Below are 14,748 nucleotides of genomic sequence, written 5' to 3' on the forward strand. Positions count from 1 at the left end.
CAATAATTATCGTTATCAATGGAATCTAAAAAGGATGGCTCCTGTACAATACAGAAACCATCTCTTAGCTGCTTAATCTCTTTTTTTAGTTTGTCCTTGACTTGGGTACCACATTAATCAGCTCTCTTTTTTTGTCCAGAAATTTAGAGGTTAACATATAGATAATGTGTGAGTTAATTCATTTTGTTGCAAAATAGACATAAAAATCCAAAAATAAAAAATTGAGTGAAACATTTGAACGTATACTTAAATTAGAATAACGAGAGCTAATTATTGAGAGGAGATTTTATATGTCGGAAAGCACACCATTTATAAAAGATGTTCCTGGTGAAGATGTGAAATTTTCTATTATCATACCTGCTCATAACGAAGAAAATTATATTGGTGGGTGTTTAGAGTCAATTGCAAAGTCTGCACAACCTTATAAAGATCAAGTAGAAGTGATAGTTGTGCTAAATCGTTGTGCGGATAAAACGAAAGAAATTGCACAGTCCTACAATTGTGTGACATTGGAAAATAGCGATAAAAATTTATCCAAAATTAGAAATGCTGGAGCTGCGTTAGCAAAAGGCGAGATTTTGATTACAATTGATGCTGATACTCGAATGACAGAACATATGCTAGCTGAGATTGAAAAGCATTTAGCTTCCAATCATGTCATTGGAGGAGGCGTGAACGGTAATTTTGAAAGAATGTCCTTAGGTATAATAGTTTCTACCATGCTGCTAATTGTTCCCTTACTGTTCAAGTATGGTTTTATCTCGGTAGGGATCTTTTGGTGCTATAAAAAGGACTTTCAGGCGATAAAAGGTTTTAACGAGAATATGCTGATGGCAGAAGATGCTGATTTTGCGAAGCGTTTAAAACAATGGGGCAAGAGAACAGTAAAAAATACGGAACGATAAAAAATGGAATGATTACTTCGTGCAGACGATTTGATCATTATGGAGACTGGATGTTACTGAAACGACCTGATATGATTTTAGCTTATTTAAAGGGTACCAATGAAGAGGCTGCTAATGAAGCCTACTATGATGATCAAGCAAGATAATGAAAGCTCAAATGGTTCGTATTTCACTTTGATAATCATTTAGACCACTTCGTTGCAAAAAACGAGTGGTTTTTTTTATGTGTAATTCTTTAGATTTTCTTAATTAATAAGACTTTTCATGACAGTAGTTTGGTGGAATGATATGATGGTGGATGCATTAGTAGAACCTCTGGAAATATTGTTAAATCAAGGTTTTTAATAAAGATGAAGCTATTTGAATAAAGGTGGTTATGAGTATGGATATAAATATTCTTGTAGTTGATGACGAAAAGGAAATTGCGGATTTAATTGAGCTTTATTTAAAAAATGAAAATTTTAATGTTTATAAATTTTATGATGCTCAGGAAGCGTTAGCGTGCATACATTCGATCAAATTGGATCTTGCTATTCTTGATGTGATGATGCCTGACATCGATGGTTTCGAAATTTGCCGAAGAATTCGCGAACAATATCATTTTCCGGTGATTATGTTAACAGCGAAGGAAGAAGAAATAGATAAAATTACGGGGCTTACACTTGGGGCTGATGACTACATAACTAAGCCATTTCGCCCATTGGAGGTTATTGCAAGGGTTAAGGCTCAAATTCGCAGATTTACAAAGTACAATCATCAGGAGACATTACAAAATGATCCGATTATTGATTTTTCGGGTTTGATTTTAGAGCAAAATACTCGGAGATGTATGTTAAATGAAAAACAACTGTCTCTAACACCTACAGAGTTCTCTATATTGTGGTTTTTATGTGTAAATCGAGGGCGTGTCGTTTCATCAGAAGAAGTATTTCAAGAAGTATGGGGGGAGAAATATTATAGCGGTAACAATACGGTAATGGTTCACATTAGGCATTTACGGGAAAAGATGTATGATTCCGCAGAGAACCCTAAATTTATAAAAACTGTCTGGGGAGTGGGATATACCATTGAAAAATGACTTTGGAAAATTAAAAAGGACAATAATGCTTCAAATTTTGCTGATTTTAGTAATAGCATTGTTGGTCGGCTATATCATAAGCTATGTGTTTATTGATGGTGTCTTACAAGCCCCATTCGCTGATTGGTTTATTCGATTTTGTGAAAACGTGCTACAGCTTGACTATTATTCGGCACAGAGAGCCTATGGAGTTTTATTTCAACAAAATAAGTCCCTTTGGTTATCGATAGGCTTAATTATTTTGCTTTTAGTAATTTTTTATTTTGCACTTTCTCGATTTACGAAGTATTTTAATCAAATTGCTATAGGTGTTAATATGCTTTCAGAGGAATCAAATCAGGAAATAACTCTTCCTTCTGAGTTAGATTTTATGGAGAAAAAACTAAATGATGTTAAAAATAAATTAGAAAAACGGGCAAGGGATGCACAGGAGGCTGAGCAGCGCAAAAGTGATTTAGTTGTTTACTTAGCCCATGATATTAAAACACCGCTGACATCTATGATTGGTTACTTGAGTCTGTTGGATGAGGCAAAGGACATGCCTGTAGACCAAAAAGAAAAGTATGTGAAGATTTCACTAGAAAAATCATATAGGCTAGAACAGTTGATTAATGAATTTTTTGAAATCAGTAGATTTAACTTACAGTCCATTATTTTAGATAAAGAATCCATTAATTTAAATTATATGTTAATGCAATTGGCAGATGAATTTTATCCCTTATTGGCCCCTAAAGGACAGCAAGCAATTGTGAATATCGAGGGAGAAATGAAGGTTTTTGCGGATGCCAATAAATTAGCGAGGGTATTTAATAATATTTTAAAAAATGCCATAGCCTATAGCGATGATAACAGTATAATTCATATTAGCGCACACCATCAAAATGATCAGACATTTATTTCTTTTACAAATAAGGGAAAAACAATTCCACCACAAAAATTAAAGACGATTTTTGAAAAGTTCTATCGTTTGGATTCTGCCAGATCGACCCAATCAGGTGGGGCGGGGCTTGGTCTTGCAATTGCCAATGAAATAGTTCATGCACATGGAGGAACGATATCAGCTTCAAGTAATGATGAAAAAACAGTTTTCACTGTTATGCTTCCAACACTTTCTTAAGAAATCTTAAGAATTCTATAATAGATTATTAAAAAAGAGCTCCTTCTTTTATGTTTCAATAGAGGCATAGAGAGAAGGAGTTGTTTTTATGTTTAAAAGAAAAAGATTTTATAGCCTAATATTACTGATTATTAGTTTTCTGGTGTACATGTTTGTAAAAGAATATCCATTTCAACATTCAAAGCTAGAAATATTTGATAATCCCCAGCTGGAAATGCCAAAGAAAAGTGATAAAAATCTTGATGTGAATTTACACAGCTCAAATGCTATATTAGTGAACTTAGATACCAATAAAATTTTACTGGACAAAGGTAGCGATGAAGTTATTTATCCTGCTTCTTTGACGAAGATCATGACGGTTCTAGTTGCAATTGAAAATATCCCGAATTTACAGGAAAAGATTTTGCTTCCTAAAAGTATATTTAAGGATTTGTATGAAGAGAATGCTTCTATGGCAGGCTTTCTTCCTAATGAGGAGGTAACAGCAGAGGATTTACTTTATGGTGCAATGCTGCCTTCTGGTGCGGATGCTTCTATTGGTTTAGCCGATTACATTGCTGGATCGGAGAGTAAATTTGTAAAGTTAATGAACGAAAAAGCTAAACAGCTAGGTATGAATAACACACATTTTATGAATGCAACAGGACTCCATCATCCTGATCATTATACGAGTGTGAAAGATATTTCGATACTTTTACAATATGCTTTAACCAATAACACCTTTCGGGATATCTATACGGCGGAAAGATACTCAATAAAGTCAACGAATCTTCATCCAGAGGGAATAACGGTGACGAGTCGAATGTTTAATAATTTGCATTCTATTGAAAAGACGAGAGGTGAAATAATTGGCGGCAAAACTGGCTACACAGAGCAAGCAGGCTTATGCTTAGCAAGTCTAGCGACAATTAAAGGCGAGGAGTATATTCTAGTAACAGTAGGTGCTAAGGGTGACCCACGAACAGAGCAGTTCAATATTACAGATGCATTAGCCGTGTATCAACAACTTTATTAACGATGTACTTAATTAAGTCTTTATGTATGCTCTCAGACAAATACTTACTTACAATAAAATTTTGTCGAAAATAACATACTACCTTTCCGCTCCTTCATATACTTATATTGTCTGAAAGAATTAAAAATGACTTTGTTTTGACTATAAACAAACTTTCTATTCATAATACGGTCATTAAATCAGGTAAACCAGTATGAGAGGATGAGGGGATTTTGAAACATCCCAGCACAAATATTTTAGAAAATAAAGAGGAATTATTTATACCTGAAAAAGCATTAGATAAAGATTTTTGTGATCGATTAGTGAAAAAAATTCATAAAAATATACTGAATGAAAATATAGCAAACGATGTTTATATGTCCTATTTTGTTATTTTTGATCAACAATATAAATTGAAAGAAATTCGATATTTATTAGATGTTTTGAAATTGCAAGCAGATGAAATTATTAGATCTAAACCAGTTTATATTACATTGAGTGGTGTGATATTATCATTGATTGTAATAATTGCTTCTGCCATTAATACTAAGCTGATGTTTGGGATCTCGTTTGTCCAAATAATTGCCCTAGCAGTTTTGAGTTTTACTGTAGCTGTATTGTGTATTTCCTATAAAATAGAAAAAGAATATAAAAAAATATATGAAGTCATTAAATTAATTGACTATTATTTAAGTTTTCACAAGAAGTAGCTGAATATGCCACATCCTTTTTGTCAGTTCTTAATCTGTCATAAAGTAACAAAATATCAACTTCTAGAGGTGGGAAATATGCAAAGTACTATTGATCGACTAAATTTTTGGATAAGCAAGGTTCCAGAGGAGTTTCATCAAATGTCTGATTCAGAGATATCAAAACGACCTGCGCCTCAAAAGTGGTCAAAAAAAGAGATATTAGGCCACTTATGCGACTCTGCCATTAATAATTTGGAAAGGTTCATTAAAATACAATACGATAAGCAGCCTTTTGTACTAACTTCTTATGATCAAGTACAGTGGGTAAAAATCCAAGGGTATCAAGAGTTACCTATTGATGAAGTATTAAATTTATGGGTGAGCTTAAATAAAAAAATTATAAATGTTATTAAAAATATCCCCAATGAAAGGCTAGCCCTTCAATGTGACGTAGGAAATAATCAAATAATGACTCTCCAATGGCTTATCCAAGACTACCTGGAACATACGGAACATCATTTGAAAAAACAAATTTTAATAAAAATTGAGCAGTTTTCTCAATAGCAGTAACATGAATCGCAATCGCAATCGCAATCAAAATCAATTAGACAACCTTTAACTACGATATGTAATTTTTGGATGATTTACTTCTATTCAGTTTCAAAGAATACACTGCAACAAAAAATCAAAAAAGAGCATTTTTTTTATCATTCCTCAAATAATAAGGTACTAAATATTTTATTTGAGGAAGTGGAAATTTGAAAAAATTCCTGTTTTTATTACCTATTTGCCTTTTAACTATCTCCTTTTTTTATGTAAAAGCCGACGCAGAAAGATATGAAAATAAAGGAAGAAAGTTTTATGAAGAAGCAGGACAAATTGTATGGGAAATCAATACGGATGAAAAAATTATTGCTCTTACCTTTGATGATGGGCCACATCGCAAGTACACATCTCAGATTTTAGATTTATTAGCCAAATACAATGCAAAAGCAACTTTCTTTATTGTTGGTCAAAATGCACAAAAAAATCCCGAGGTCATATCAAGAATGTATACGGAAGGTCATGAGCTAGCCAATCATACATTTACTCATCCCTTAAGGACGAATGTCTCGAACTTACTTAATGAGATAAAGCAAACGAATGAAACCATTCATAACATAACCGGCTTTACTCCTACTTTATTCCGGCCTGTTGAAGGGCAGTATTCGGATGCAATGATTGAAGCGATTGCTAAAGAAGGATATAAAGTTGTTATGTGGTCATGGCATCTAGATACTTTAGACTGGAAAAGTCCAGGTGCGAATAGAATTGTGGAAACTGTGTTAAAAGGTGTTAAAGAAGGCAATATCGTTCTTTTTCATGATGGAGGCGGAAATCGCCAGCAGACTGTCAAAGCAATGGAAAAAATATTACCCGAACTTGAAAAGCAAGGATATCGTTTTGTCACGGTTTCTGAATTACTCGACGTGCAGAGTAAAAAAGGCAAAAAGAAATAAGTATCCGTAATGCTTGAACTACAACTAAATGTGCTGTAATTCAGAATTTTCAATAATAAATTTGTTAAAAATAATTAAATTATTTTCTTGTGGAAATCAGGCTAAAATGTAAATAGCCTGATTTTTCATTTTCTAAGAATGACTCATCCATAATAAGGATTAAATACAGAAAGATTATTTTATTAGAACATATGCCATGAATATTTGTTGATTGGAGTGGAGGATGGGCGACTCCTTGGGATAGCGTCACAGATGAGACCCTGGGGCGAAGCGGCCTCAGGAAAGCGCCCAGCCGGAACGGAAGTCAACCACACGTTATGTTTATAATTCAGAAAAGGTATAATTACCATAATAAATAGGGGGGGGATTGCCATTGTCTAAGGTTGAAATGGTTGAATTAAATAATGAACTTTTAGAGGGTGTTGGGAGCTATTGTCTTAGAAGTAAGAAGAAATCAACTGGCTATATAAATAAGAATAGATGGCTGAATAATAGATTTGAAGAAGGCTTGAAATATGTGCAACTTCTTGATAATAAAAAACAAGCAGGGTTTATTGAATATACAGATGCAGAATATTCTTCAAGAGTTGTTCATGCTGATGGTTATTTAGTGATTCATTGTTTGTGGGTAAGTGAAGTTGGAAAAGGTTACGGTACTCGATTAATCAATAAATGTTTAGAAGATGCAAAAAAGCTAAGCAAAAAGGGTGTTGTCGTTATTACGAATTCAAAAACATCTTGGACGCCGAGTAAAGAGATTTTTTTGAAAAACGATTTTCAACTTATTGATACGGCGCCATATGATTTTGAATTACTTGTCTATCCATTGAGCAACGAAGCCGAACAACCATATTTTCCAAATGATTGGGAAGCGCGATTAAAAAAATTTAATGACTTAACTATTCTGCGTTCATTTCAATGTCCATACGTAGAAATTGCAACTGAAAACATTATGGCTGGTGCAAATAAATTGAATATACCCGTTGAACTTATTGATTTCAAAAATAGAGAAGAGTTGATGGGATTTTCGCCAACCCCGTACGGTATTTTTTCTGTCATCTTTAAGGGGCAGCTTATTACTTTTCATAGGCTAACAGTCCATTCGGTTGTCAAAAAATTAAGAGAACTTACTAAAAACAGCTTAATGTAAATACTAATACTAGTAAATTCTGGGTGAAAATAGTGTGGTTATTAATGCTTATAAAAACACAGTAGAAGTTACAAAAAGGTGCATAATATAGAATGGAATCCATTTCTATCTTTGAACTACGAGCGATAAGATAGTTTGATTCTTTCCAAAACAATTTCAATAATCCGGATTAAATAAAACAAAAGGAAGGGAGGGAAAACCTTTGGTAACAATCCGCCAAAAATTAGTAACAGCTTCACAAGCAGTCAAAATTACAAATGGTAAAAATAATGCAAAAAAATATATTGTCGTTCATGAAACAGATAATACAAACATCGGAGCCGATGCTGATGCCCATGCTCGTCTACAGGTAAATGGTAATAGCAGGCAAGCTAGCTGGCATTGGCAAGTGGATGATAAGGAAGCAGTACAATCATTTGAACATTATTGGGAATGCTGGGGAGCAGGGACTTATATCGGTAATAAACAAGGAATTCAAGTGGAGATTTGTGTAAATAGCGATGGAAATTATTTAAAAGCTGTGCAAAATGCTGCGAGTCTTATCGCAAAAATTATTAAAGACGAAAATATAGCGTTACAAAATATTGTTCAACACAATTATTTTAGTGGGAAAAATTGCCCCCGTAATATTCGTGCTGGCAAAGTACCTTGGACGCAATTTATTAATATGGTAAAAAATGCTAAAAATATACAAAACCCGCCAGTAGATACGAAAAAATATCGAATTTTAACTGGGACGTATAGTACCCTTAAAGCGGCAGAAAGTGCAACAAAGGTGATGAAAACAACATTTGGCTGGCTTGTTCACATTGAGCAAGACGGCAAAAATTATCGTATTAAAACAGGAACTTTTACAGGGATTAACGCAGCGAAAAATGCAGAAATTAAAATTAAAAATGCGAAATTGGCGCAAGTTACGTATATTAAAGATGCCTAAGAGAACAATGAATTTCTATAATTTCATGAGTATTTTAGTTGACTGCTTCTAAGAAACGGGTAAAATAGAAAAGCAGTACCATTATATACCTATAACTTAGCAGATAACAGAGGTGCCTCAGAAAGTGCTTCTGATGCACCTTTACCACTAGTGAAATCTAAGCAATAACTCCTACATAGAATAAAATGGCTTAACAATATAGCGATTAAGGTGAAAAGTTGCTTTAAAATGCTAGATTTTATGAAGAGTGTTGTAGGACAAGATCTGTCGTGAAATTTTGTCAGTCTTTTTCTTTTCGTCTTCTCTATAACCTGTTAAGATGGTAGTAGTGTGACAACAAGTTAGTGTATATGAGAGTGGTGACAATCAAGATGGATGAACAGAAAAAAGATGGTATAGAACAGCAGCAAGAACAAACAGTAGCTGAAGTAAAACCAGCAGGACAATTTATACGAATGAAACCGTTTAAATTTATTATGCTGATGTTCTTTACAATCCTCATTACTGCAGGCTTAACGATATTTGCGTTAACATTCGGTGAAAAGAAAGTAGTTGAAGTAAAAGTACCGATTGAACGTGCAGAGTTTACAAAATTATACGAAGCCTTTGATTTACTTAAAAACAACTATTACAAAGATATCGATGATGCAAAAGTGGTCGATGGCGCTATTAACGGCATGTTCGACGCATTAGATGATCCGTATTCTGATTTTATGGTGAAGGAAGAAGCAGACCAATTTAATTCTGGATTGTCTTCTAGCTTCCAAGGAATTGGTGCGGAAATTCAAGAGCGTAATGGCTTTATTACAGTTGTGTCACCTATAAAAAATTCTCCTGCTGAAAAGGCTGGATTACTTCCGAAAGATATTATATTAACGGTTGATGAGAAAAGCATTCAAGGATTCAGTGCTTCTGAAGCGGTAGCACTAATTCGTGGTGAAAAAGGTACACCTGTGAAATTAACCGTGAAACGTGGCGAAAATACTGAGCCTATTAAAATGACGATTATTCGTGATGAAATTCCGGTTGAAACGGTCTACGGTGAAATGCTTGATGGCAATATTGCCCATATCCAAATTACCTCTTTCAGCGAACAAACTGCTCAAGAGCTAGAAAAAATTCTTGCAGATTATGAAGGTAAAGGTATGAAAGGTATCGTATTAGATTTACGCCAAAATCCTGGTGGCTACCTAGATGCTGCAATAGAAATTTCGAATTTATTCGTTCCTGATGGCAAACCGATTGTACAAGTTCAACAAAAAGACGAAGAACCGAAGATTACAAATGCTATTGCTGGTAAAAAATATAATTTACCTGTAACAGTTCTTGTCGATAGTGGCAGTGCTTCTGCATCTGAAATATTAGCCGGTGCATTAAAAGAATCTGTCGGTGCTAAAATTGTTGGAGAAACATCTTTCGGTAAAGGTACAGTGCAAAATGTTGCACCATTAAAAGATGGCTCTAACCTTAAATTCACAACAGGTAAATGGCTAACGCCAAATGGTAACTGGATTAATGAAAAGGGCATTGCTCCTGATGTGAAAGTGGAATACCCTTCTTATGCATCATTACCATACTTGGATCCATCTATGGAGATGAAAGCGGGCGTGCAGTCTAACTCTGTAAAAGCGGCTCAAGAAATGCTAGAAGTTCTAGGATACGAGCCTGGTGAAGCAGACGGTATTTTTGAACAATATACAGAACGTGCAGTGAAAAAACTGCAAGCTGCAAGTGATCTTGAAGAAACTGGTATTTTAACTGGCGATACAACGTATGCTTTAATGGATGCATTACGTGCAAAAATAAAAGCAGAAGATCCTCAATTGTTAAAAGCAAAAGAACTACTTACTGGTACGCCAGCAAAAACTGAGTAAACTACAAACAAACAAAGTAGCTGTCGCAGCAGGCGTCTCTAACGGCCTTTTGCGACAGCTTTTTTCATGGGAGGCAACGATTGTGAAGGACGTATACTTATTTAGTGGCTTTTTAGGTAGCGGAAAAACATCCATGCTAACAGATGTTATTCGACAACTAAAGGAAAAGAATTTAAAGCCAGCTGTCATTATGAATGAGCTTGGAAAGCTACCATTTGACTCACAGGCTGTGGAAAAGGATATACCGCTAAAGGAGATGCTAGAGGGCTGTATTTGCTGTTCAGGCGCTGAAAAAACAGAGGCGCAAATCCAATCTCTTCTATTAGATAGTGATTTTGATGTGCTAATTATTGAAACAACAGGTGCTGCACATCCTGTTGAAGCATTAGATGCTGTTTATTCACCGTTATTTGCGGAAAAGTTAAATGTCAAAGGAATTGTCACGGTTGCTGACTCAAAGCTTTGGCTGAATCGTGAGGCATTAACCCCGCAAGTGCGCTCCTTATTTATGGAACAAATCCGTCACGCACATTTATTACTGGCCAATAAAACGGATTTGCTAACGGAGGCAGAGCAAGCTCAAGTTGTCTATGAGCTACAAGGCTTTAATCCTCATGCCTTTATTTTGCAAACAACAAATGGCCGAGTACCATTACGTTTATTAGAAGATTTAAAGGCAACAGCACAGGTAGATAAACAAAATATTGTGAAAACCCCTATAGCATCGATGCATCTGGGCTCGCGATTAGTTGAATTTAAGGACGTTGATTTTACGCAAGAGCAATTCGAGGATTGGGTACGTACATTACCTGAAACCGTATATCGAATGAAAGGCTACGTGCCAATTGAAGGTGTAAAAAACCCTCTGTTATTTCAATATGCTTATGGCATGGTCCAATGGCTTCCAGAGTACGTAAAAATGCCTGCAAAACTCGTTATCATTGGTGAGGATGTAGGTAGCTTACACGTTATAGGTCTTGAGTAAAGATTTGCTAGGCTGGTCATAGACATTTTAAATCTGCCGATTTCTACTATTAAGGCGAAAATTCTGTTCTTTTCGTCTTACTTTTAGTAGAAATCATGGCAGATTTTTTTATGTGGATTAGTAGAATGAACGATGCGACTTTAGATGTTTTAAGATTTCATTGCTATGATAATCTATTTGAATATTAAAGATATTTAATAGTTTTTTAGGGATGTCAACCCTATTTAAAACGTAAGTATTTCATAGGCTGGCGAAACTTGCTAAAAAATATTGTAAAAAAACCTCTATTTGACGCGAATCGATTTCTCTGATGGTGTTGTTAGCAGATGCTGGTAAGAAATTTAATAAATTCGTCCTTTACGATTGGTTGCAGAGAAGGAGGAATTGCAAAAATGAAAAAAACACTAACTGCAATTTGTGCAACATTTCTATTAGCAGCTCCCATTCAAATGGCTTCCGCTGCATCTAATACTTCAGAGGGGAATTCAGTAAAGCAGACAACAGACTGTAATAATGTTTATTATTATAAATGGTCAGATAAATGGTCAAATCATAAATGGCATGTAAATTTACCACAAACACAAGCACCATCAAAAGAAACACAAATACCAGAAAATAATCAAACACCAAATAACAATACGCAAGCAACAAATAATAATAATACACAAACAACTCAAAAAGATAATACAGCAACTGCACCATCTCAATCTACACCATCAACAACTACTTCAGATGTGAATGCATTCGAACAAGAGGTAGTAAAATTAACAAATGCTGAACGTACAAAAGCTGGTTTAGCACCATTTAAAACAGATGATCAATTGATGGCAGCTGCACGTGAAAAATCACAAGATATGCAATCTAAAAACTATTTTTCACATACAAGCCCAACATTCGGTTCACCATTTGATCGTATGAAAGCTTTAGGTATTAGTTATAAGAGTGCAGGTGAAAACATTGCACAAGGTCAACGAACACCTCAAGAAGTAGTACAAGGTTGGATGAATTCACCAGGTCACCGTGCGAATATCTTAAATGAGAAATTTACGCATATTGGTGTTGGCTATGTGAAATCAGGTAACTACTGGACACAACAATTTATCCAAAAATAATAGTATAAATTAAATAGCTTCATTGAATAAAAGGATGTCCACTAAGTCGTAAAAGGCTTAGTGGACATCTTTTTTTTATACTATGTAGTAGGAAATTAAGGTGAGGTGTCATATTAAATAAAGTATGGGACTTCAGCAAAACGAGGGGTGGGTTTCCGTTCCAACTGGGCGTGACGCTTCGCTTTCGCGCAGATAAAATATTGTTGCTGTCGCTACGCTTTCGCACAGAGCAAAAATTCCTGGGGGCGTCTGATGAGCCTCTTCACTCGCATGGTTCGCTCCAGGGTCTCATCTGTGACGCTGTGATCCCCGAGGAGTCGCCGAGTCTCCATCCCAATCAACCACTTCATTTAACATGAACCCTCTGGCATGTTACAACTAATTTATAGTGATTAAAGCAAGGCGTAGGAATTGGCTCGACGCTCACTCATAGGAAAGCGAGTAGTTCGGAGCCGAAATTACCCTTATTTAAAATTCCACAACATACATAAAATTTTCTTGACCATATTTTAATCAACGTCTTTAATAACGTTTGACTTAAATATATACAACAAAGATATACACATAATTAGACATCCGCAATACAACATTATATTGGATATAGTTAAATTCATAACAAGGGCCATAGAAACAAAAGCATATGAGACTGGGACAAGTCCGTTCGAAAATGCGTTGACTAGACTCATCACTCTGCCTATTTTATCTTCCTGGCTCTTTTCTTGAATGATTGAAATAAGTGATACATTGATGACAGAGGAAAGTATCCCCATGATTGATAATAAAAAAATACCCTGCCAAAGCAAATTAATGAACCCGAGCAATGATAAACAAATTCCAAGTACATTTATAATTATTAAGATGGACAACCCTCTTTTTTTTCTGAAATTAACTATTCCTACTGTTAACGCCCCTGCAAGCATTCCGCCCTGATAGGAACTCTGTAAAAAACTTAAATGCAATGCTTCACCATTAATTACATTAGTAACAATAAGAGGAATTCCCATTTGAAGGGGACCAAAAAAGAAAAAATTAATAATTATTAGAATGATGAGCATGTTTTTTAGAAATGACATATTCCAAACATACTTTAGCCCATCTAATAGTTCGTCTTTAGTAGAATTATTATTTGGGGGAACATTTCTTTTTTGCTCTCCAATACAAAATGAAAATAGGAAGGTCGTGAACAAGAAAGCCGCAATTATTGAAAACAAAAGACTAAACGATCCTTTAGATAGAATCCATCCGCCTATCATGGGTCCAGAAAACATTGCAATTTGATTCGAGCTTTGTATAAACGAATTTGCTTTTGTTATTGAAGCGTTCGAAACTAACGATGGTAGCAGTGATGTATTGGCTGGAGAAAAGAAGGCATCCACAATTCCAAATAATATGGCAAAACCAATAAGCGACCAAATCTCAAGTATGCTCATTTGAAGGAAGAGAATCATAACAACAACTATAACGCATCGGATAAAGCTTGAAATAAGCATGATTCGTGACCTTCTAAACCGGTCCGCCAACACTCCGCCAACAGTCATAAAGAGAACGCGAAAAATCATCGTCATCATCATAACTATTCCTAATGCTGATTCCATTTTTAACACGGTAATAATATACCATTGTTCAGCAAATAAATAGGTTGATAAAGCTACAAAAGAGGTTGTACTTGATAGCCATAAAAATACAAAAGCACGATTTTTTAATAGAGATGAAGAATCTTTTTCCTCTGTGGGTGACCAAGGTACTTCCTGATTACTCAATCCAATCCCTCCATGACAAAAATGACTCCACATTAATTCTTTTTCGTAAAAATAGGCTCTTCAATTTGAAACGCAGTCGTCATTACATAATAATGTTGCTTTTCTTCTTCAGTGTAATCGCTAGTTAATTCTTCTAGAAGAGTTCTATATTTTTGAGTGAATTCCAGAAATTTTTTTTGGCTAACCGTAAATTCTGTTTGGAGTGAAAGATTGTTCCATTCCTCTACATTTGAAGAATGTAAATTGAATGTTTCATCAGGTGCGGCTAACACTCGCGTTTTAGCACGACTTAATACCTCTAAGAATGATTGTCTAGTAGCTTCTTTAGATTCAACATAATTAAGCAAATGATCTGCAGGGATAAACCCTCTTGCTATAGCTTGATAATACTTTAATAAATTGCCTCCTCGTTCTTCAGTTCTTACTAGCTTAATGATTCCGTATTTCTCCAATTCTCGTATATGATATAGAATCTTGGCTCTGGATAGGTTAAGTTCATTAGCTAGCATGTGTACTGTATAGGGCTCTTCGACTAAATACATTAGCATCTTTGTTCTAAGTGGATCACTTATAGCTTTTAATTGTTCATAAGTTTCAATAATTGAAATAGATTTTTGCTTCATACGATAACCACCTTTTTAACCG

At 34.9% G+C, this 14,748-nt stretch carries 14 protein-coding genes and 1 pseudogene; 13 read left to right on the forward strand and 2 right to left on the reverse strand.

Translation table 11 applies throughout. The annotated features are described in order from the left end of the window. From AN161_RS31260 to AN161_RS16955, 13 genes and pseudogenes are all read left to right on the forward strand, one after another. The coding region (locus tag AN161_RS31260) for an IS3 family transposase (RefSeq protein ID WP_347230952.1) at nt 1-76 on the forward strand (76 nt) is incomplete at its 5' end. A gap of 214 nt (nt 77-290) precedes the next feature. Beyond that, nucleotides 291-1,051, forward strand: a pseudogene (locus tag AN161_RS16900) (glycosyltransferase). A gap of 236 nt (nt 1,052-1,287) precedes the next feature. Next, on the forward strand, nt 1,288-1,983 hold the full coding sequence (gene vanR / locus AN161_RS16905) for a VanR-ABDEGLN family response regulator transcription factor (protein ID WP_053595518.1): 696 nt from the start codon (nt 1,288-1,290) through the stop codon (nt 1,981-1,983). 25 nt (nt 1,984-2,008) lie between these two features. Beyond that, entirely contained in the window at nt 2,009-3,100 is a 1,092-nt protein-coding gene (gene vanS / locus AN161_RS16910; protein WP_198926903.1) for a vancomycin resistance histidine kinase VanS, read from the forward strand. An 88-nt stretch (nt 3,101-3,188) separates the two neighbouring features. Continuing rightward, nucleotides 3,189-4,115 carry a D-alanyl-D-alanine carboxypeptidase gene (locus tag AN161_RS16915; protein WP_053595520.1) on the forward strand — a complete coding sequence of 309 codons (927 nt, stop codon included), beginning with the start codon at nt 3,189-3,191 and terminating at the stop codon, nt 4,113-4,115. 212 nt (nt 4,116-4,327) lie between these two features. Then, on the forward strand, nt 4,328-4,804 hold the full coding sequence (locus AN161_RS16920) for a hydroxymyristoyl-ACP dehydratase (protein ID WP_241774592.1): 477 nt from the start codon (nt 4,328-4,330) through the stop codon (nt 4,802-4,804). Between the two features lie 141 nt (nt 4,805-4,945). Next, nucleotides 4,946-5,350 carry a DinB family protein gene (locus AN161_RS16925; protein WP_347230951.1) on the forward strand — a complete coding sequence of 135 codons (405 nt, stop codon included), beginning with the start codon at nt 4,946-4,948 and terminating at the stop codon, nt 5,348-5,350. A gap of 194 nt (nt 5,351-5,544) precedes the next feature. Then, on the forward strand, nt 5,545-6,285 hold the full coding sequence (locus tag AN161_RS16930; RefSeq protein ID WP_053595522.1) for a polysaccharide deacetylase family protein: 741 nt from the start codon (nt 5,545-5,547) through the stop codon (nt 6,283-6,285). A gap of 373 nt (nt 6,286-6,658) precedes the next feature. Next, on the forward strand, nt 6,659-7,435 hold the full coding sequence (locus AN161_RS16935) for a GNAT family N-acetyltransferase (protein WP_053595523.1): 777 nt from the start codon (nt 6,659-6,661) through the stop codon (nt 7,433-7,435). A gap of 202 nt (nt 7,436-7,637) precedes the next feature. Continuing rightward, nucleotides 7,638-8,372 (forward strand): N-acetylmuramoyl-L-alanine amidase, encoded by a 735-nt coding sequence (locus AN161_RS16940; protein WP_053595524.1) that lies wholly within the window; start codon nt 7,638-7,640, stop codon nt 8,370-8,372. Nucleotides 8,373-8,743: 371 nt separating this feature from the next. Continuing rightward, entirely contained in the window at nt 8,744-10,246 is a 1,503-nt protein-coding gene (locus AN161_RS16945) for a S41 family peptidase (protein WP_053595525.1), read from the forward strand. An 82-nt stretch (nt 10,247-10,328) separates the two neighbouring features. Then, a complete protein-coding gene (locus AN161_RS16950; protein ID WP_053595526.1) occupies nt 10,329-11,231 on the forward strand; it encodes a CobW family GTP-binding protein in 903 nt (300 codons plus the stop codon). Between the two features lie 392 nt (nt 11,232-11,623). Next, entirely contained in the window at nt 11,624-12,343 is a 720-nt protein-coding gene (locus tag AN161_RS16955; protein WP_053595527.1) for a CAP domain-containing protein, read from the forward strand. A gap of 509 nt (nt 12,344-12,852) precedes the next feature. On the opposite strand, the gene AN161_RS16960 is transcribed toward AN161_RS16955, so the two are convergent. Beyond that, the gene (locus AN161_RS16960) at nt 12,853-14,103 is read right to left on the reverse strand and encodes an MFS transporter (RefSeq protein WP_053595528.1); all 1,251 of its coding nucleotides are present in this window, start codon (nt 14,101-14,103) and stop codon (nt 12,853-12,855) included. A gap of 32 nt (nt 14,104-14,135) precedes the next feature. After that, a complete protein-coding gene (locus AN161_RS16965) occupies nt 14,136-14,726 on the reverse strand; it encodes a transcriptional regulator (protein WP_053595529.1) in 591 nt (196 codons plus the stop codon). Nucleotides 14,727-14,748: the final 22 nt, after the last annotated feature.

Origin of the sequence: Lysinibacillus sp. FJAT-14222 (genome assembly GCF_001278875.1) — a bacterium.
Classification (GTDB): Bacteria; Bacillota; Bacilli; order Bacillales_A; family Planococcaceae; genus Lysinibacillus; species Lysinibacillus agricola.